The following is an 18,987-nucleotide window of genomic DNA, read 5'->3' as shown; positions in this document are numbered from 1 at the left end:
GGGCAGGTGCGGTGGTCATGGGCAGAGCCCGATCGCGGTCCCGTCGGCGTCCCAGACCGTGACCGGGCTGAAGCCCCGGTGTCCGCACTCGCCGAAGACCGTCACCGGCCGCCCGCCGGAGACGGCGGCCAGCCGCCACAGCCCGGCCCCCGCCGCCGAGCCCTGCCGGTGCACCGGCACCTGCTCGCCGCCGTCGCCGTCCACCAGCCGCCAGCCGTCCGGGGCGGGGACCGGCACCACCCCGGCGAGCACCACGGGCCAGGAGTCCAGCCATGGTTCCTCGGCCAGCGCGGCACCGTACTCGGCCAGCGCCCGGTCCACGGTGACGCCCGGCGGCACGGCCTCCTCGGGCGGTGCGGGAGCAGCGGGCAGCCGGTCCGGGCCGAGCACCGCGCGCAGCGGCCGTACGCCGGGGTGGTACGCCAGGTCGGCCTCCACCGCCAGGCCGGTCGGCAGGGCGAGGTCGGGCGCCCGACCGGGCCGCCCGAAGGAGAGCAGCAGGGCCGTGCGGCCCGTACCGGCGCCGCGCAGCCAGAGCCGACGGGTGGTCAGCCGGTCGTCGGCCGTGTCGCGGACGCCCAGTACCAGCCAGCGGTCGCGGACCGCCGGACCGGCGCGCAGCACCTCCGAGCCCTCCATGGTGAAGCCGACCCGGGCGCGGACGGTCGCCGCGAGCGGCTCCGGCAGCCGGTCCACCCGTCCATAGGCGGCGGCGAGCAGGTCCAGCAGGGCGTACTGCTCCAGCAGCCGGGCCGGCCAGCCGGGGCCGGAGCCGGGCACCGTGGCGAGCTCCCGGGCCAGCGAGGCCAGCCCGGGCGCCTGCGCGTCGACCATCCGGGCGGCCACGTCGTCCCAGGCGCCGTAGCCCGCCCGCTCCTCCCCGGCCAGGCCGCCGCGCAGCCGGTCGGCGAGCCGCAGGCGCAGCTCCGCCGCCCCCTCGGCGACCCGGGCCGCCCGCCGCTCGGCGCGGCGCCGCGCCGCCTCGGGGTCGGCGGCCGGGGCTGCGGCGCGGGTGGCGTCGCGCTGCTCGGCGCGCTCCCGGCGGGCGGTCAGCCAGGACGCGGCCCAGCCTGCGGGCTCGGCCGCGGCGGGCACCGACTCTGGGCCGGCCGCCCACCGCAGCAGCAGGCCCAGGGCGTGCTTGCAGGGGAACTTCCGGCTGGGGCAGGTGCAGGAGTACGCGGGCGCCGCGAGCTCCACCGCCGTCCGGTACACGGCGCTCCCGCTGCCCCTGCACTCCCCCCACACCGCGCCGTCCCCGGTGCCCGCCCCGCTCCAGGGCGCGGGGGAGGCCAGCTTGGCCGCAGCCTTGCGCGATGCGGCGTCAGGGGCCAGTGCCAGCACCTGGTCCGCCGTCCACCGCACGTCGTTCGAAGTCACCGACATGCCCTCGACCGTAGGGGCCACCACTGACAACGCCCCCGGCCGACGCCTGTCCGGGGGCGTTGTCAGTGGTGTGGTGCATGGTGGATCTCGCAGGCCGGAGCTGCCGGGCCTGACCGTGGACTGCCCTCTGCCTGCCTTCTGCCTGCCCTCTGTCTGCCTTCTGCCTCCCATCTGCTCTGCCGATGCTCCCCGACTCAACCGCCGCTGCGGGTGCCCTGCCACAGGTGTGCCCGGCGGCCCGCTGGAAGGAGCCCCGTTGACCTCGACCACGCACGCCGGGCCGACGACCGCCGCCGGTACCGCCGAGGTGCTGCGCCCCCATGCCGAGGACGCCTTCGCCGGCGAGTTGGCCGCTCTGGCCGCACAGGACGACCGGCCGCGCCCCGAGCGCTGGCGGCTGTCGCCGTGGGCCGTGGCCACCTATCTGCTGGGCGGCGCGCTGCCGGACGGCACCGTGATCAGCCCCAAGTACGTCGGCCCGCGCCGCATCGTCGAGGTCGCGGTGACCACCCTGGCCACCGACCGGGCGCTGCTGCTGCTCGGAGTGCCCGGCACCGCCAAAACCTGGGTGTCGGAGCATCTGGCCGCCGCCGTCAGTGGCGACTCCACCCTGCTGGTGCAGGGCACGGCGGGCACCCCGGAGGAGGCCGTCCGCTACGGGTGGAACTACGCCCAGCTGCTGGCCCACGGCCCCAGCCGGGACGCCCTGGTGCCGTCCCCGGTGATGCGCGCCATGGCGGACGGCAAGGTCGCGCGGGTCGAGGAGCTCACCCGCATCCCGGCGGATGTGCAGGACAGCCTGATCACCATCCTCTCCGAGAAGACCCTGCCGGTCCCGGAGTTGGGCGGGGAGACCCAGGCGGTGCGCGGCTTCAACCTGATAGCCACCGCCAACGACCGCGACCGGGGGGTCAACGAGCTCTCCAGCGCACTTCGCCGCCGGTTCAACACGGTGGTACTGCCGTTGCCCGCCTCGATGGAGGACGAGGTGGACATCGTCACCCGGCGGGTCCGCCAGCTCGGCCGCTCCCTCGACCTGCCCGACCTGCCGGACGGCGCCGAGGAGATCCGACGGGTGGTCACCGTCTTCCGGGAGCTGCGGGACGGCGTCACCGCCGACGGCCGCACCAAGGTCAAGTCGCCCACCGGCACCCTCTCCACGGCCGAGGCGATCTCCGTGGTGACCAGCGGTATCGCACTCGCCGCCCACTTCGGCGACGGCGTACTGCGCTCCGGGGACGTTGCCGCCGGCATCCTCGGCGCGGTGGTCCGCGACCCGGCAGGCGACCGGGTGGTGTGGCAGGAGTACCTGGAGAGCGTGGTGCGCGAGCGCGACGGCTGGAAGGACTTCTACCGCGCCTGCCGGGAGGTGAGCTGAATGCCCGCCACCACCCCCCGGGCCACCGTGCTCGGCGTACGGCACCACGGGCCGGGCTCGGCCCGCGCCGTGGCCGCCACACTGGCCTGGCTGGAGCCCGATGCGGTGCTGATCGAGGGGCCGCCGGAGGCCGACGCGATCGTGGCGCTGGCCGGGGAGAAGGAGATGGTGCCGCCGGTCGCGCTGCTGGCCCATGTGGTGGACGACCCGGCGCGGGCCGCCTTCTGGCCGTTCGCGTCGTTCTCCCCGGAGTGGGTGGCCATCCGGTACGCGGTGGAGCGGGCCACGCCGGTCCGCTTCATCGACCTCCCGGCGGCCCAGGGCTTCGCCCTGGCCGCCGCACGGGAGCAGGGGGAGCGGGAGGCGGCGGAGGAACCGGCCGGGGGGTCACAGGGGAGCACCCCGCCCGGTTCCTCCGCCGACCCCGCGGACCCGGGCGACCCCGCGGTCCTCGACCCCATCGCCGCGCTGGCCCATGCGGCCGGGCACGACGACCCCGAGCGGTGGTGGGAGGACGTCGTGGAACACCGCCTACCCCGGGAGCGCGGCGCGGAGGGCGACCCGCTGGCCCCCTTCCGGGCCGTCGCCGACGCCATGGCCGCCCTACGCGACCGGGCCCCGGCGGACGGCGCCCCCGGCCCCGATGGCCTCCGCGACGACGCACTGCGTGAGGCGTATATGCGGCAGCAGATCCGGGCGGCCCACCGGTCCGGCCACACCCGGATCGCCGTCGTCTGCGGCGCCTGGCACGTCCCCGCCCTGGAACGGATGCCGTCCGCCGCCCAGGACCGCGAACTGCTCAAAACCCTCCCTCGCAAGCCCAGGACCGAGATCACCTGGGTGCCCTGGACGCACCGCCGCCTCGCCCAGCAGACCGGCTACGGCGCCGGTGTCGACTCACCCGGCTGGTACCACCACCTCTTCACCGCCCCCGACCGGCCCGTCGCCCGCTGGCTGACCCGCGCCGCCGGCCTGCTCCGCGAGGCGGACCACCCGGTCTCCTCCGCCCATGTCATCGAGGCCGTGCGGCTCGCCGAGGCGCTGGCCGCGATGCGCGGCCGACCGCTGGCCGGCCTCACCGAGACGCTCGACGCCGTCCGCGCCGTGCTTGGCGACGGCTCGGAGACGGCCCTGGCGCTGGTCCACGACCGCCTGGTGGTCGGCGACGCCCTCGGCGAGGTGCCCGACACCGCCCCCGCCGTACCGCTGCAACGCGACCTCGCCCGGTGGCAGCGCTCCCTCCGCCTCCGACCCGACCCCGCCGAGCGCGACCTCGACCTGGACCTGCGGAAGGAGACCGACGCGGCCCGCAGCCGCCTGCTGCACCGGCTGCGGCTGCTCGGCATCCCCTGGGGCGCCCCGGCCCGGTCCACCACCGCCGGGACCGGCACCTTCCGCGAGACCTGGCGCCTGCGGTGGGACCCCGAACTGGCCGTACGCATCGTCGAGGCCGCCGCCTGGGGCACCACCGTGGAGGCCGCCGCCACCGCCCGGGCCCGGGACGGCGCCGTACATGCGACCGCCCTCGCCGACCTCACCGCGCTCGCCGAGACCTGCCTGCTCGCCGACCTGCCGGACGCCCTGCCCACCGTGATGCGGGTGCTCGCCGACCGGGCCGCCCTGGACACCGACGTATCCCACCTGGCGGAGGCCCTGCCCGCGCTGGTGCGGTCGCTGCGCTACGGCGACGTCCGGGGCACCGACGCCGGGGCGCTGCGCGGCGTCGCCGAGGGGCTGGCGGTCCGGGTCTGCGTCGGGCTGCCACCGGCCTGCACCGGGCTGGACGCCGAGGGGGCCGCCGCCATGCGCGTCCACCTCGATGCCGTACACGGAGCGGTCGCCCTGCTCGGGGGCGCCGCCGAGACCGGCCCGGACACCGTCCGCGACCGCTGGGCGGCCACCCTGCACGCACTGGCCCGGCGGGAGCCCGCCGGCAGCCTCGCCACTGGCGTCCCCGGCCTGCTGCGCGGTCGCGCGGTGCGGCTGCTGCTGGACGACGGCCGGCTCTCCACCGAGGAGGCCGCCCGGCGGATGCGGCTCGCCCTCTCCACCACGGCCGGGCCCGCCGACGCCGCCGGCTGGGCCGAGGGGTTCCTGTCCGGCGGCGGGATGCTGCTGGTCCACGACGACCGGCTGCTCGACCTTCTGGACGGCTGGCTCACCGCCGTACCCGCCGATGCCTTCACCGAGGTGCTGCCGCTGCTCCGCCGCACCTTCTCCGGCTTCGAGGCGGGGGTGCGCCGCACGGTCGGGGAACGGGTCCGTGCAGCGGCCCGCCCCGGCGGCACCCCGATACCCTCCGCCGCACCCACCACGCCCGGCTTCGCCACCCACCCCGACCTCACCCGCGCCGACGCCACCCTCCCCACCCTCACCCTCCTCCTCGGCCTCCCCGCCCCACCCCCCACCCGATGAACTCGCCGCCGCCCGCGCCCATCGGCCCCGTGTCTCGACCAGCGGCACCGCGACCTGGCCACCCCACCCTCAGCTCGCCCCGGCCGAGTCTCGCCGCCGCCCGCCTCCACCGACCCACCCCCGTGATGCGACCGGCCGCCCCCGTCCCTGCCTGCCCCACCCTGTGACTCGCCGTCGTCCGCCTCCACCGGCGTCCGGCCCGTCCCCCACGTCCTCCCACGTCCCCCACCGGCCTCCGGCCCGTCCCCGCCCGCCCCGGCCGAGTCTCGCCGCCCGCGCCCACCGACCCACCCCCGTGACGCGACCGGCCGCCTCCGTCCCCGCCTGCCCCACCCTGTGACTCGCCGCCGCCCGCCTCCACCGGCGTCCGGCCCGTCCCCCACGTCCTCCCGCGTCCCTCACCGGCCTTCGGCCCGTCCCCGCCCGCCCCGGCCGAGTCTCGCCGCCGCCCGCGCCCACCGACCCACCACCCGTTTCCTTCGCCTCGCCCGATGAGCAGCGGTATCCCGGCCTCCACCGTCCCTACTGCCGAGAGGACACCTTTCCGATGACCTCGCCCACCGCACCCCCGACCGCCTCCGAGGACGACCGCCTGCGGCGCTGGCGACTGGTCCTCGGCGGTGAGCAGGACGGCACCGGCTGCCGACTCGGCGGCCGGGACGCCGCCATGGACCGGGCGCTGGCCGCCCTCTACCGCAGCGGCGGCGACGGCCAGGCCCCCGCCGCCGATCGGGGGGGCGCCCGCAGCGCCGGTCTCGGTGGCTCCGCCCCGCAGGTGGCCCGCTGGCTGGGCGACATCCGGGAGTACTTCCCCACCTCCGTGGTGCAGCTGATGCAGCAGGACGCCATCGAGCGGCTCGGCCTCTCCCGGCTGCTGCTGGAGCCCGAGATGCTGGCCGCCGTCGAGCCGGACGTGCACCTGGTGGGCACCCTGCTGTCGCTGCGCCATGCCCTCCCCGAGACCACCCGGGAGACCGCTCGGGCCGTGGTCGGCAAGGTCGTGGCGGACCTGGAGCGCCGTCTCGCCGACCGCACCCGGGCCGCCGTCGGCGGTGCACTCGACCGCAGCGTCCGTACCGCCCGCCCGCGCCACCGCGACATCGACTGGGACCGCACCGTCCGCGCCAACCTCAAGCACTACCTGCCGCCCTCCGACGACCGGCCCGGCGGCGGCACCGTCGTCCCCGAGCGGCTGATCGGCTACGCCCGCGCCCGGCGCGCTGTGAGAAAGGACGTGATCCTCTGCATCGACCAGTCCGGCTCGATGGCCCCCTCGGTGGTCCACTCCGCCGTCTTCGGCGCGGTCCTGTCCTCGATGCCGTCGCTCAGCACCCGGCTGGTGGTCTTCGACACCTCGGTGGTGGACCTCACCGAGCAGCTCACCGATCCGGTGGACGTGCTGTTCGCCACCCGGCTGGGCGGCGGCACCGACATCAACCGGGCGCTCGGCTACTGCCAGTCGCGGATCACCCGCCCCGCCGACACCGTGGTCGTCCTGATCAGCGACCTCTACGAGGGCGGCGTCCGGGACGGGATGCTGCGCCGGGTCGCCGCCATGAAGTCGGCGGGGGTGCAGTTCGTGGCACTGCTGGCGCTCTCCGACGAGGGTGCCCCCGCCTATGACCGCGACCATGCCGCAGCGCTGGCCGCCCTGGGTGCGCCCGCGTTCGCCTGCACCCCCGACCTCTTCCCCGAGATCATGGCGGCGGCCCTGGAGCGACGGCCGCTGCCCGTACCCGACCCGGGGTGATCAGGAGATGCCCAGCGCCGCAGGCATCGGGAGCGCGGCCCAGACCGTCTTCCCGGAGAGCCCGGGGCGGGGCGCGGTGCCCCATGCCTCGGCGAAGCTCTCGACCAGCATCATCCCCCGGCCGTGCTCGTCCTCCTCCTTGGCGGGCGCGACGTCGGGCAGCCGCCCCCGGCCCTCGTCGTCCACCTCCAGGAAGAGCATCTGCCGGGCGCTCCAGATGCGGCAGTGCACCCGGCGGCTGTCGGTGTGGGTGACGGCGTTGCCGACCAGTTCCGAGATGCACAGCTCGGCGTCGTCGACCAGTTCGCCGCCCAACCGCCACATGGCCGCGGTGATCCGGAGGAAGCGCCGGGCGGTGGAGACGGACTCCGGTCCGCCGGGCAGGGTGGCCGCCGCCTGGCGGTCCATCGGCCAGACCGAGCGCGCCGCACGCAGCGCGGCGACCCGGTCCCGCCTGCCCGGGGGCACGGCGTCGGGATCACGGTCGGGGTCGGGGTCGGGGTCCTTGACCGCAGCCCGGCTCCGGGCGCGGTGGCGTGCGCTGTGCATCGGGCGTCCACTACGCTGAGTAACGAATTGATTACCCGATCCACAGTTCCGGAGCAGGCTGCCAAAAGCAAGCTGCATGAAGGACTTGTCGGCCCTGTGGGGGTTTCCGGGTGCGCCCCAGGGCGCATGACCTGCCGTGCGCGCCGTTGTGATGGTTCTCACCAAGGTAGAGGCCCCTCCGGTTGAGACGTCCCTGTCGCACGGGGATAGCCTGCAAGACGGACATGCCGCGTGCTCGGCCGACGTGTGCGCAGGAGAGGCGGGGTGGACGCAAGGCTTTCCCTGCGTACCCCTCCCGTCACCAGGACCACAGCGACGACCTCGCGGCGGCACGCTCACAGACACACAACCGCGATCACGAACAAGGACGGACGCGCGTGGACCTGTTCGAGTACCAGGCGAGGGACCTCTTCGCCAAGCACGGTGTACCGGTGCTGGACGGTGAAGTCATCGACACCCCGGAGGCCGCGCGCGCCGTTGCCGAGCGCTTCGGCGGCCGCGCCGTCGTCAAGGCGCAGGTCAAGACCGGCGGCCGTGGCAAGGCCGGCGGCGTGAAGCTGGCCTCCGACCCCGAGGACGCGGTGGCCAAGGCCGGCCAGATCCTCGGTATGGACATCAAGGGCCACACGGTCCACAAGGTGATGCTGGCGGCCACCGCCGACATCGCCGACGAGTACTACGTCTCCTTCCTGCTGGACCGGAGCAACCGCACCTTCCTGGCGATGGCCTCGGTCGAAGGCGGCGTGGAGATCGAGGAGGTCGCGGTCAACAACCCGTCCGCGCTCGCCAAGGTCCCGGTCGACGCCACCGAGGGCTGCACCCCGGAGAAGGCCGCCGAGATCGTGGCCGCCGCCAAGTTCCCGGCCGAGATCGCCGACCAGGTCGCCGATGTCCTCCAGCAGCTGTGGAAGGTCTTCATCGCCGAGGACGCCCTGCTGGTCGAGGTCAACCCGCTGATCAAGTCCGGCGACGGCAAGATCATCGCCCTGGACGGCAAGGTGTCCCTGGACGCCAACGCCGACTTCCGCCAGCCCGAGCACGAGGCGCTGGAGGACAAGGCCGCGGCCAACCCGCTGGAGGCCGCCGCCAAGGCCAAGGGCCTCAACTACGTCAAGCTCGACGGCGAGGTCGGCATCATCGGCAACGGCGCCGGTCTGGTCATGTCCACCCTGGACGTGGTCGCCTACGCCGGTGAGGCGCACGGTGGGGTCAAGCCCGCCAACTTCCTCGACATCGGCGGCGGCGCCTCTGCCGAGGTCATGGCCAATGGCCTGGAGATCATCCTCGGCGACCCGGACGTCCGCTCCGTGTTCGTCAACGTCTTCGGTGGCATCACCGCCTGCGACGCCGTGGCCAACGGCATCGTGCAGGCCCTGGAGCTGCTGAAGTCCAAGGGTGAGGACGTCACCAAGCCGCTGGTCGTCCGCCTGGACGGCAACAACGCGGAGCTCGGTCGGCAGATCCTGACCGACGCGAACCACCCGCTGGTGCAGCAGGTGGACACCATGGACGGAGCGGCCGACAAGGCCGCCGAGCTCGCGGCTGCGAAGTAAGGGACACGGTCGACTCATGGCTATCTTCCTCACCAAGGACAGCAAGGTCATCGTCCAGGGGATGACCGGCTCCGAGGGCATGAAGCACACCCGCCGCATGCTCGCCTCCGGCACCAACGTCGTCGGCGGTGTGAACCCGCGCAAGGCCGGTACCACCGTGGACGTGGACGGCACCGACGTACCGGTCTTCGGCACCGTCAAGGAGGCCATGGAGGCCACCGACGCGGACGTCACGGTCATCTTCGTCCCGGCGAAGTTCACCAAGGACGCGGTCATCGAGGCGATCGACGCCGAGATCCCGCTCGCCGTGGTGATCACCGAGGGCGTGCCGGTGCACGACACCGCCGTCTTCTGGGCCCACGCCGGCGCCAAGGGCAACAAGACCCGCGTCATCGGCCCCAACTGCCCCGGCCTGATCAGCCCCGGACAGTCCAACGCCGGCATCATCCCGGCCGACATCACCTCGGCCGGCCGCATCGGTCTGGTGTCCAAGTCGGGCACCCTGACCTACCAGATGATGTACGAGCTGAGCGACATCGGCTTCTCCTCGGCGGTGGGCATCGGCGGCGACCCGATCATCGGCACCACCCACATCGACGCCCTCCAGGCGTTCCAGGACGACCCCGACACCGACCTGATCGTGATGATCGGCGAGATCGGCGGCGACGCGGAGGAGCGCGCGGCGGCGTACATCAAGGAGCACATCACCAAGCCGGTCGTCGGCTACGTGGCGGGCTTCACCGCGCCCGAGGGCAAGACCATGGGCCACGCCGGCGCCATCGTCTCCGGCTCCTCCGGCACCGCGCAGGCCAAGAAGGAGGCGCTGGAGGCCGCGGGCGTGAAGGTCGGCAAGACCCCGTCCGAGACCGCCCGCCTCGCCCGCCAGCTCATCCAGGGCTGAGCAGGCGGCAGCACGTCCGACCGAGGGCGCCCCGCCCGGACCTCAGGGTCCCGGGTGGGGCGCCCTCGGCGCGTCCGCGTCCGCGTCGGTGCCCGCGCCCTGGCCGCAGGGTTCCCCGGTCACGGAGGTGCAGGTCGGCGACGGGTCGGCCCTGCGGCCGTGGTCCCCCAGGATGCGGGACGGCCCGATGCCCAGCGCCGTCGCCGCCGCCGCACCCGCGATCATCACCACCAGCAGCCCGGCCGTGCCGGTGACGGCCCAGGTACGGACGGCGCCCTGCCGCCGCACCTCCTCGGCCGGGGCGTACGACACCGACCGGCAGCCGTCCAGCGCGGCGCCGCGCAGCAGCGCGCCCAGCCGGATGTCGAACCCCTCCGCGTCCGGGTCCCCCTCGCCCAGCGCATGGGCCAGCGCGGTCCGCGCCGCCGCGATCCGGCCCTGGGTGGCCGGGGTGCTGGCCTCCGCCTCCACGGCAATCGCCGCCGCGTCCAGCTCGGCCACCACATGCAGCACCAGCGCGGCCCGCTGCGCACGCGGCAGCCGCCGCACCGCCGCCACCACCGCCCGCCCCGCCTCCACCCGGCCGACCTCCACCCCACCGACCTCACCGGCCGGCTCACCCCCCGCCTGGCCGCCCCCGGTCGGCTCGCCCTCCGTCAGCTCACCCTGTGCCAGCTCACCCTCCGCCAGGCCAACCCCCGCCTGGCTGTCTGCTGCCGCGCCCTCTGCCTGGCCGCTCTCCGCCGGTTCGCCCTCTGCCTGGCCGTTCTCCGCCCGCTCGCCTTCCTCCTGGCTGCCCTCTACCAGCTCACCCTCGGCCGGGCCGTCCCCTGCCCGGCCACCCCCTGCCGCTTCGGCTCCTGCCCGGCCACTCTCCGCCGGTCCACCACCACCGCCGCGCGGGCGGCGGCGCGGCAGGCGTCCACGCCAGGGGGAGAGGGCGTCCGCGTACACCGCCGTCCGTACCCACCGTCCCGGTTCCGGGTCGGCCGCCACCTCGGGCCAGTTGCCCCAGGCCGCCGCGAACGCACGCTGCACGCACGCCACCGCGCGATCGGGATCCCCGGTGAGCAGAAACGCCTGCTGGGCCAGTGGTTCGGCGGCGGTGCCGTACAGCTCGTCGAAGTCGTCCCGGTCCTCGTCGGTCCGGTGATTCCGCACCGCCTCGCGCAACGCGGTCATCGACCACCCGCCGGGCGGGGTGCCTTCGGGCGGTTCCTCCCATGTCGGCGGAGGGGTCGGAGAAGTACGCATAGGCATATGATCTGCGACACGTCGACCATTCCACGCTTCGCCACGCAAAACACCTGATCCTGCCAGCATGGTCGGACATGACCCACCTGATCGGCTCCCGGGCACCGGCCCTCCATCAGGCGTCCGAGGCCGCCGACCCGCCCGAGGCCCCGGTCGCCCCGGTCGTCACCATCGGCCTCGCCGCCGGAGTCGCCGCCGCACTGGCCGGCCTGGCGCTGACCGCCGTGCCCCTTCTGCTGCTGTGGATCGTCTCCCCGTACATCCAGAACGGCGCCGTCGGCTCCCTCCACCTGGCGGCCTGCCTCTGGCTGCTCGCCCATGGGGCCGACCTCGTCCGCGTCACCGGTTCCGGTCCCGCCGCCGCGACCGCCCCCGTGGGCATCGCCCCCCTGCTGCTCACCGCCGCCGTACTCGTCCTGCTGCACCGCGCCGGGAAGTACACCGGCCGGGCGCTCCGTACCGCCCAAGGCGACCCCTCCGGCGGGCCGCTCCCGGTCCGGGGACTCGCCGCCGCCCTGCTCGCCGTGAGCGTCGGCTACACCACGGCGGCGGCTGTCGCGGTGGCCCTGGCCTCCGGCAACGGTGTGCTGCGCGCCCGCCCGCTGCCGGCGCTGGGGGCTGCCACCGTCGTGGCGGTCATCGGCGCCGCCGCCGGGCTCCGCTCGGCTGCCCGCCCTGGGCCGCCGCACCCGTCGCCGCTGCTGCGCCTACGGGCCCTGCTGAACCCGTACGGGGAACCGTCCGGGCAGCGGACCGCCCGGCGGCTGCCCGCCTGGGCCTTCCCCCCGGACGCGCTCTCCCCGGTGCTGCGCGCGGCGGCAGCCGCCTGGGCTGCCCTGCTGGGGGTGGGGGCGGTGGTGTTCGGCATCGCCCTGCTGATGCACGGCAACGCCGCCGGACGCACCGTGCTGGCCCTCGCCCCCGACGTCCCCGGCCAGATCGGCCTGCTGCTGCTCTGCCTCGCCCTCTACCCGGACGCCGTGGTGTGGGCCAGCGCGTACGCCCTCGGCCCGGGCTTCACCCTGGGCACCGGCTCCACCGTCGCGCCGCACGGCACGGTACTCGGTGACACCCCGGTCCTTCCCCTGCTCGCGGCTCTGCCCGACCCCGACGCCCCCGGCGGCGCCATCCCGCTCGGCCTCGTGGCGCTGGCGCTGCCGCCGCTGGCCGGAGCGGCCCTGGCCGCCGTCCTGGGCCGGGCGGCGGCCCGCGACCGCTGGCACCCGACGGCCACCGCCGTCGCGGCGGTCGCCGCAGCGCTGGCCACCGGCTTCGCGCTGGCCGCCTGCGCCGCCGCCTCCGGCGGAGCGCTGGGCACCGACCGGCTGGCCTCACTGGGACCCCGGCCGTGGCAGTCGGGCCTGGCGGCAGCGGCCTGGAGTGCTGCGACCGGCGTACCCGGCACATTGGTCGTCCGGTTCCTGCTCCGTTCCCGCTCTGCCCCGACAGTCACCCCGCGCCTCGGCCTGCTCGCGCGGCTCCGGGATCTCTCGGCGGGCCGTTGGCGCCGTCACCCGGTCGCCGACCCCTTGGAGGAATGACGGCGCCCGCCTACCGCCCCATGCCTCACCCCGGAGGCCCGGTGCCGCGCCCGCCTGTCGCCTCGCCCTGCCGGCGCGGTTCCGGGGCGGCGCCGCCGCGTGGTCGCCGGTCGGCTGAAGGGGTGACGGTGTCCCCGGTGCGCCCCACCCCGGCGGCGCCCGGGGGAGACGTCAGCTGCCCACGCCGTTGTACTTCTGGAGCCAGTCGGGGATCAGCGTGCTACAGCTGTGTTCCGCCTTCTGGGTGAGCGCATCGGACACGCAGTCGTAGTAGTCCTTGTGCGTCAGCTGCACCGCCCACGACGCCGCGACCATGGCGAGGGCCACGCCGCCGGTGACCAGCCCGCCCAGGGCCGCCGGGACCTGTGGGCGGGGCGGGCGGGAGTGGGCCCAGCCGGGCGGCGGCAGGGGTACCGGCCGCTGTCCGGCGGGGGGCGGAGGCGCGGTCTGGCCGATCCGTTGTTGCTGCTGTTGCTGCGGCTCGGACTGGCCGGCGGCGGCCGCCGGGTCCTTGGCGGTGCCGCGCAGGGCGCTGATGCCCCAGTACAAGGCGAGCGCGCCCAGCAGCAGCCCCACATACGGCAGGCTGAAGATCATGAAGAAGAGGCCCCACATGCCGGCCAGCAGCGCATAGCGCGCGCGGCGCTGGACGGGGTCGGTGGGGTCGTAGCGCTGCTGGGGCCCGCCCGGAGGGTAGGGGCTGCCGGGCGGGCGGCCCTGCCAGCCGGGGCTCCAGGGGTGCGGCGGGGGTACCGGCGGGCGGCCCTGCGGGGAGCCGTCGTCCGGTCGGCCGCCGTCACCGGGGGACTGGGTGCCCTGGGGCCCGCCGGCGGGCGGCTGGGGCGCACGCGGCTGCCAGGGCCGGTCGGGGGCATCCGCCGGCGGCGGCGCGAAGGGGTCGCGCTCGCCTGTGCTGTTGCCGCTGCTCATCAGTCGTCCGTCCGTCTTTCCCCGGTGTTCGGTGTTCGGTGTTCGGTGTGCGTCGCCGGGTACCGCCTGGAGCCGACCCGGTCGGGTCGGCACCCGGTCGGCGCCCGGTCGGCACCCCTCCATGATCCTTCAGCGGCGGGCCGGAGTGCGCCCTTCCGCCCCCGGGTCCGGAGGCGGGCCTGCCCGCAGGCCCGTACCCACACGCTAAGCCCCGGAGGGGCCCGTGCTGTTCCCGGGTACCTGCCCAGGAGAGCGAGATCCGTACCTCTCTACGCGCGTTGCACCGGTCTCCAGGTGTGGACCCCCTCCGACGTGCCGTTATCGTGGTGACGGCTGGGGCGGCCCACGGGTTCCCCGAGGCCCCGCAGCGCGGCGGGGTGACCTCGCCGTACCTCCCCTGATGCCGCATATGTCCTGTTCTGCCAGCCAGCCCGCCCCTCACCCGGGCATGACCCGCCGGGACGGGACCCGCCCGGGCCCGACCGCCCGGGGCCGCCGTCCGCAGGCCCCCGGCCGTGGCCCGGCACCGCCCGGGACGCACCGAGCGCCGAGCACCGAGCAACGGATTCCGGAGAACCGAGCAGTGGCCGCCGACATGCCCCCCGTCCTGACCTTCCCGCCGCCGTCCCCCGGACCGGCCCGCCTGGTCGTCCTGGTCTCCGGTTCGGGCACCAATCTCCAGGCGCTGATCGACGCCTGCGCCGACCCCGCCTACGGCGCCGTGATCGCCGCCGTCGGCGCCGACCGGGACTCCATCGCCGGACTGGAGCGGGCCGAGCGCGCCGCCATCCCCACCTTTGTGCTCCGCGTCCGCGACTTCGCCGACCGCGCCGCCTGGGACGCCGCCCTCACCTCCGCCACCGAGGCGTACGCGCCCGATCTGGTGGTGACGGCCGGTTTCATGAAGATCCTCGGCAAGGAGTTCATGGCCCGCTTCGAGGGCCGCATCGTCAACACCCACCCCGCCCTGCTGCCGTCGTTCCCGGGGGCGCACGGCGTCCACGACGCGCTGGCGTACGGCGTGAAGGTCACCGGCTGCACCGTCCACCTGGTCGACACCGGCGTGGACACCGGCCCGATCGTCGCGCAGGCCGCCGTCGAGGTCTCCGAGGACGACCACGCCGACGGCGGGGAAGCGCTGCATGAGCGCATCAAGACTGTCGAGCGCCACCTGCTCGTCGACGTCGTGGGCCGGCTGGCCCGCGAAGGCCACCGCATCGAGGGACGAAAGGTACGGATCCCTGCATGACCGCCGCCGGTAGCACCACGCCGCCCACCTCCGAAGACGTACGCCCCATCCGCCGGGCGCTGGTCAGCGTCTATGACAAGACCGGCTTGGAGGAGCTGGCCCGGGGCCTGCACGCGGCCGGGGTGGAGCTGGTCTCCACCGGGTCCACCGCCGCCCGGATCGCCGCCGCCGGTGTGCCGGTGACCGAGGTCGCCGAGCTGACCGGCTTCCCGGAGTGCCTGGACGGCCGGGTCAAGACCCTGCACCCGAGGGTGCACGCGGGCATCCTCGCCGACCTGCGCCTCGCCTCGCACCGCGAGCAGCTCGTCGAACTCGGCGTGGACCCCTTCGACCTGGTGGTCGTCAACCTCTACCCGTTCCGGCAGACCGTGGCCTCCGGCGCCACCCCGGACGAGTGCGTCGAGCAGATCGACATCGGCGGCCCCTCCATGGTCCGCGCCGCCGCCAAGAACCACCCGTCGGTCGCCGTGGTGGTCGACCCCGCCCGCTACGGGGACGTGCTCGGCGCGGTCGCCGCCGGCGGCTTCGACCTGGCCACCCGCAAGCGTCTGGCCGGTGAGGCGTTCGCGCACACCGCCGCCTATGACGTGGCGGTGGCCTCCTGGTTCGCCGACGGCTATGCGCCCGCCGACGAAGAGGCGTTCCCGGCCTTCCTCGGCGCCACCTGGGAGCGGCGCAGCGTGCTCCGCTACGGCGAGAACCCGCACCAGGCGGCGGCGCTCTACACCGACGGCAGCGGCGGCCTGGCCGGCGCCGAGCAGCTGCACGGCAAGGAGATGTCCTACAACAACTACGTGGACACCGACGCCGCCCGCCGCGCCGCGTACGACCACGCCGAGCCGGCCGTGGCGATCATCAAGCACGCCAACCCGTGCGGCATCGCGACCGGCGCCGACGTCGCCGAGGCCCACCGCAAGGCGCACGCCTGCGACCCGCTCTCCGCCTACGGCGGCGTGATCGCGGTCAACCGCCCGGTGTCCGTCGCCATGGCCGAGCAGGTCGCGGAGATCTTCACCGAGGTCGTCGTCGCCCCCGACTTCGAGGAGGGCGCGGTGGAGGTCCTGGCCCGCAAGAAGAACATCCGCGTGCTGCGCGCCCCCGGGGCCCCCACCGCCGCGCTGGAGGCGAAGCCCGTCTCCGGCGGTGTGCTGCTCCAGCAGACCGACCGGATCGACGCCCCCGGCGACGACCCGGCGTCCTGGACGCTGGCCAGCGGCGAGGCGCTCTCCGATGCCGACCTGGCCGACCTGGCCTTCGCCTGGCGCTGCTGCCGGGCCGTCAAGTCCAATGCCATCCTGCTCGCCCGGGACGGCGCCACCGTCGGTGTCGGCATGGGCCAGGTGAACCGGGTCGACTCGGCCCGTCTCGCGGTGCAGCGGGCCGGTGAGCGGGCCGCCGGCTCCTTCGCCGCCTCGGACGCGTTCTTCCCCTTCGCGGACGGTTTCCAGGTGCTGGCGGACGGCGGTGTGAAGGCGGTCGTCCAGCCGGGCGGCTCGGTGCGTGACGAGGAGGTCGTCGCCGCCGCCCGCGAGGCCGGCGTGACCATGTACTTCACCGGTACCCGGCACTTCTTCCACTGAGATTCCCCCGGTATCCGGGAAAGCGAAGCGGCCCGTACCCCCTCACGCGAGGGGGTACGGGCCGCTTCACCGTCAGCGGGCGGTGGTCACCTGGTCCGGACGACGACCGTGTTCGTGATCTTGTCGGCGAAGGTCTGCTTCTTGTCGTCCCAGATCGGCCACAGGTAGCCGATGTAGCACGGCACACCGTCCACGAAGTGGCAGAGGTAGCGGGCGAAGGCCATGCCGAAGCCGACCGGCTGCCCGTCGGACTCCCGCACCAGCCGGACGTTGCACACCTTCCGGCCCACCGACTGCCCGGTGGTGCCGTCCTGGTAGATCAGCCAGAGGCTGATCGCGAGCGAGACCACGCCGCCGAGGATCACGACGGCGAGGCCGACCCCGCTGAAGCTGTCCCCGGCGGCCGAGCAGTCCACCGACCCGTTGCTGTCGGTGGTGCAGTGCCTGCTGACATCGGTGATCAGCATGGCGCCGCCGATGAAGTAGCAGATCATCATCGGCACGCCGGATATCAGACCGTTGATCAGGAACGACCCGACACGGGCCCCCCAACCCGCATAGGGCGGCCGGTTGTCGTAGCCGTACGCCTGCCCGTACCCGTAGCCGGACGGCGGGTACTGCTGCTGCGGGTAGCCGTATGCGGCCCCGTCGTAGGACGGCTGCGGAGGGACACCGTAGCCGGGCTTGCCCGGCTGCCCGGGCGGTTGCTGCGGGTAGCCGTAGCCGGGCTGTTGCGGCGGCTGCTGGCCGTAGGGGTTGTCAGGACCGGGCGGATAGCTCACATTTCCTCCGGGCAGGCGGAAGAGGACTGCGCATGGCGGTCGAGGACCGTCACTGCGACTTGATGACCACCGTCTTCATGATCTTGTCGGCGAAGGTCTGCTTCTTGTCGTCCCAGATCGGCCACAGGTAGCCGATGTAGCACGGCAGTCCGTCGACGATGTGCAGCAGACGGCGGCCGAAGGCGGCCCCGAAGCCGATGACCTGGCCGTCCTGCTCCCGCAGCACCCGGGTGCCGACGACCTTCTTGCCGGGGGACTGCCCGGTGGTGCCCTCCAGGTAGCAGATGTACAGGGCACCGCCGATCAGCAGCACGAACCCGAGCAGGGTCAGCAGCGCCCCGGCGCCCGAGGCCCGGCCGAGGAAGACCAGCACGTAGTAGGGGATGAGGATGATGAGCGAGTCGATGATGTACGACGCCACCCGCAGCCCCCAGTGGGCGAGGACCGGCTGCGCGTTGGGGTACACGCCCTGGGGCGGGAAGCCCTGCTGCGGGTACGCCTCGTAGCCGGCGGGCTGCTGGCCCTGCGGGTAGCCGTAGCCCGGCTGCTGCTGGCCGTACGGGTTGTTGGGGTCGGGCTGCGGCTGCTGGCCGTAGGGGTTGTTCGGGTCGGGCGGGTAGCTCACGGTCGTCTCCTGGCAGGAAGATGGGGACAGGCGGACAGATGGGACCGGGCAGACGGCGGGACAGCCGACTGTCCGGAAGTTATCGGACGGTCATGACAACAGCAGTCCGTAGCGGTGCAGCTGCCAGCACCACGCGACGGCCGCGACGGCGCCGAGGACCCCGTTCCTCCGCCGGGCCGGTGCCGACCGCCACAGGCGGCCCGGCCCCAGCGGGGCGAGCAGCAGCAACAGGCCGGCGGCCACGGTGAACGGATTGGCCGTCAGGGCGGCGGCCCAGTGGCCCTGCCCGGCCTCGATGAAGACCGTGGTGGAGCCGCACGCGGGGCACGGGATGCCGGTGAACCGCCGCAGCGGGCAGAGCGGACCGGGGTCGTGGGCCTGGTGCAGCCCGGCCACCGCAAGCGCGGCCGCCGCGGCTCCGGCGGCGCGCATCAGCACCTGGAGCGGTCCGCCGTACCTGGACGAGGCAGCCCGCGACCACCAGCGGGCCGGTGCGGCGGCGGGTCCCGGGAGCGAGGCGGTCATACCGGGGTCTTCTTGTCCCGGAGCACCACCAGGACCAGCCCGGCGATGGCGATGAGGATCGCCAGGACCGAGAGGACGATGCCGCCGACGGCGGCGGAGCGCCCGGTCCCGGTGGTCCTGGCGCGGTTCACTCCGGCGATGCCGAAGCCGAGGCTGATCGGGGCGAGCAGAGCGCCGTAGAAGCAGACGATCACGCTGACGAAGCCGAGTGCGGCCGAGGCGGTGGCCAGGCTGTTGGGCTCGCCGGTGGGGCCGGGGGCCATTCCGTACGGGACCGGCTGCGACATCTGCTGCGGGATCTGCGGGGACAGCTGCGGAGACATCTGCGGGGACATCTGCTGCGGGGCCGGGTAGCCGTACCCAGGCGGCGGCTGACCGTACATCGGCTGCTGCTGCCCGTACCCCGGGGCGCCGCCATAGGGCTGCCCGGCCCCGCCGCCATAGGCATCAGGCGGCGGCATCTGGTACGGATTGCTCACGGTTCTCCCCCGAATTCCCCTCGCCGCGCCTCCCGGCGGTATGCGATGCCCAGGGAAGCGGCGGACGATGTCCGCGCCCATCGTTATCGG

General features: G+C 74.6%; 16 protein-coding genes. 8 read left to right on the top strand and 8 right to left on the bottom strand.

Features of this window, described 5'->3' with window-relative positions; genetic code table 11:
- Positions 1–15: 15 nt before the first annotated feature.
- On the bottom strand, positions 16–1,386 hold the full coding sequence (locus C7M71_RS11445; protein WP_114914324.1) for an SWIM zinc finger family protein: 1,371 nt from the start codon (positions 1,384–1,386) through the stop codon (positions 16–18).
- Positions 1,387–1,642: 256 nt separating this feature from the next.
- On the opposite strand from C7M71_RS11445, the gene C7M71_RS11440 reads away from it, so the two are divergent.
- From C7M71_RS11440 to C7M71_RS11430, 3 genes are all read left to right on the top strand, one after another.
- On the top strand, positions 1,643–2,764 hold the full coding sequence (locus tag C7M71_RS11440; protein ID WP_111492866.1) for an ATP-binding protein: 1,122 nt from the start codon (positions 1,643–1,645) through the stop codon (positions 2,762–2,764).
- Positions 2,765–5,179: a DUF5682 family protein gene (locus tag C7M71_RS11435; RefSeq protein ID WP_111492867.1), complete on the top strand. Its 2,415-nt coding sequence runs from the start codon at positions 2,765–2,767 to the stop codon at positions 5,177–5,179.
- A gap of 547 nt (positions 5,180–5,726) precedes the next feature.
- Positions 5,727–6,929, top strand: a complete 1,203-nt coding sequence (locus tag C7M71_RS11430; RefSeq protein ID WP_111492868.1) for a VWA domain-containing protein — start codon at positions 5,727–5,729, stop codon at positions 6,927–6,929.
- Here C7M71_RS11430 and C7M71_RS11425 read toward each other — a convergent pair whose 3' ends face one another.
- The gene (locus C7M71_RS11425) at positions 6,930–7,478 is read right to left on the bottom strand and encodes an ATP-binding protein (protein ID WP_162824218.1); all 549 of its coding nucleotides are present in this window, start codon (positions 7,476–7,478) and stop codon (positions 6,930–6,932) included.
- A gap of 377 nt (positions 7,479–7,855) precedes the next feature.
- Here C7M71_RS11425 and sucC point away from each other — a divergent pair, with 377 nt between their 5' ends.
- Positions 7,856–9,031: an ADP-forming succinate--CoA ligase subunit beta gene (gene sucC / locus C7M71_RS11420; RefSeq protein WP_111492870.1), complete on the top strand. Its 1,176-nt coding sequence runs from the start codon at positions 7,856–7,858 to the stop codon at positions 9,029–9,031.
- 16 nt (positions 9,032–9,047) lie between these two features.
- Positions 9,048–9,932, top strand: coding sequence for a succinate--CoA ligase subunit alpha (gene sucD, locus C7M71_RS11415; RefSeq protein ID WP_111492871.1), 885 nt, complete (start codon positions 9,048–9,050; stop codon positions 9,930–9,932).
- 42 nt (positions 9,933–9,974) lie between these two features.
- Here sucD and C7M71_RS30605 read toward each other — a convergent pair whose 3' ends face one another.
- Positions 9,975–11,114 carry a SigE family RNA polymerase sigma factor gene (locus C7M71_RS30605; protein ID WP_111492872.1) on the bottom strand — a complete coding sequence of 380 codons (1,140 nt, stop codon included), beginning with the start codon at positions 11,112–11,114 and terminating at the stop codon, positions 9,975–9,977.
- A 149-nt stretch (positions 11,115–11,263) separates the two neighbouring features.
- On the opposite strand from C7M71_RS30605, the gene C7M71_RS11410 reads away from it, so the two are divergent.
- Positions 11,264–12,727, top strand: coding sequence for a cell division protein PerM (locus tag C7M71_RS11410; RefSeq protein WP_114914323.1), 1,464 nt, complete (start codon positions 11,264–11,266; stop codon positions 12,725–12,727).
- Positions 12,728–12,898: 171 nt separating this feature from the next.
- On the opposite strand, the gene C7M71_RS11405 is transcribed toward C7M71_RS11410, so the two are convergent.
- Positions 12,899–13,657: a hypothetical protein gene (locus C7M71_RS11405; RefSeq protein ID WP_111493283.1), complete on the bottom strand. Its 759-nt coding sequence runs from the start codon at positions 13,655–13,657 to the stop codon at positions 12,899–12,901.
- A gap of 595 nt (positions 13,658–14,252) precedes the next feature.
- Between C7M71_RS11405 and purN the strand changes: the two genes are divergently transcribed.
- Positions 14,253–14,906 (top strand): phosphoribosylglycinamide formyltransferase, encoded by a 654-nt coding sequence (gene purN / locus C7M71_RS11400; RefSeq protein ID WP_111493287.1) that lies wholly within the window; start codon positions 14,253–14,255, stop codon positions 14,904–14,906.
- A complete protein-coding gene (purH, locus tag C7M71_RS11395; RefSeq protein ID WP_111493281.1) occupies positions 14,903–16,486 on the top strand; it encodes a bifunctional phosphoribosylaminoimidazolecarboxamide formyltransferase/IMP cyclohydrolase in 1,584 nt (527 codons plus the stop codon). The genes purN and purH overlap by 4 nt, the downstream gene beginning before the upstream one ends.
- 86 nt (positions 16,487–16,572) lie before the next feature.
- On the opposite strand, the gene C7M71_RS11390 is transcribed toward purH, so the two are convergent.
- The 4 genes from C7M71_RS11390 to C7M71_RS11375 all read right to left on the bottom strand — a co-directional run bounded on the left by C7M71_RS11390 (position 16,573) and on the right by C7M71_RS11375 (position 18,897).
- Positions 16,573–17,268, bottom strand: a complete 696-nt coding sequence (locus C7M71_RS11390) for an RDD family protein (RefSeq protein WP_111493279.1) — start codon at positions 17,266–17,268, stop codon at positions 16,573–16,575.
- Positions 17,269–17,317: 49 nt separating this feature from the next.
- A complete protein-coding gene (locus C7M71_RS11385; RefSeq protein ID WP_111493277.1) occupies positions 17,318–17,893 on the bottom strand; it encodes an RDD family protein in 576 nt (191 codons plus the stop codon).
- Positions 17,894–17,983: 90 nt separating this feature from the next.
- Complete coding sequence (locus C7M71_RS11380) at positions 17,984–18,418, bottom strand: DUF2752 domain-containing protein (RefSeq protein WP_229758667.1); 435 nt, start codon at positions 18,416–18,418, stop codon at positions 17,984–17,986.
- Entirely contained in the window at positions 18,415–18,897 is a 483-nt protein-coding gene (locus C7M71_RS11375; protein WP_111493275.1) for a hypothetical protein, read from the bottom strand. The genes C7M71_RS11380 and C7M71_RS11375 overlap by 4 nt, the downstream gene beginning before the upstream one ends.
- Between the last annotated feature and the right edge of the window lie 90 nt (positions 18,898–18,987).

The organism is Peterkaempfera bronchialis (genome assembly GCF_003258605.2).
Taxonomy (GTDB): domain Bacteria; phylum Actinomycetota; class Actinomycetes; order Streptomycetales; family Streptomycetaceae; genus Peterkaempfera; species Peterkaempfera bronchialis.
This window is presented reverse-complemented; position numbering and strand designations above follow the sequence as displayed.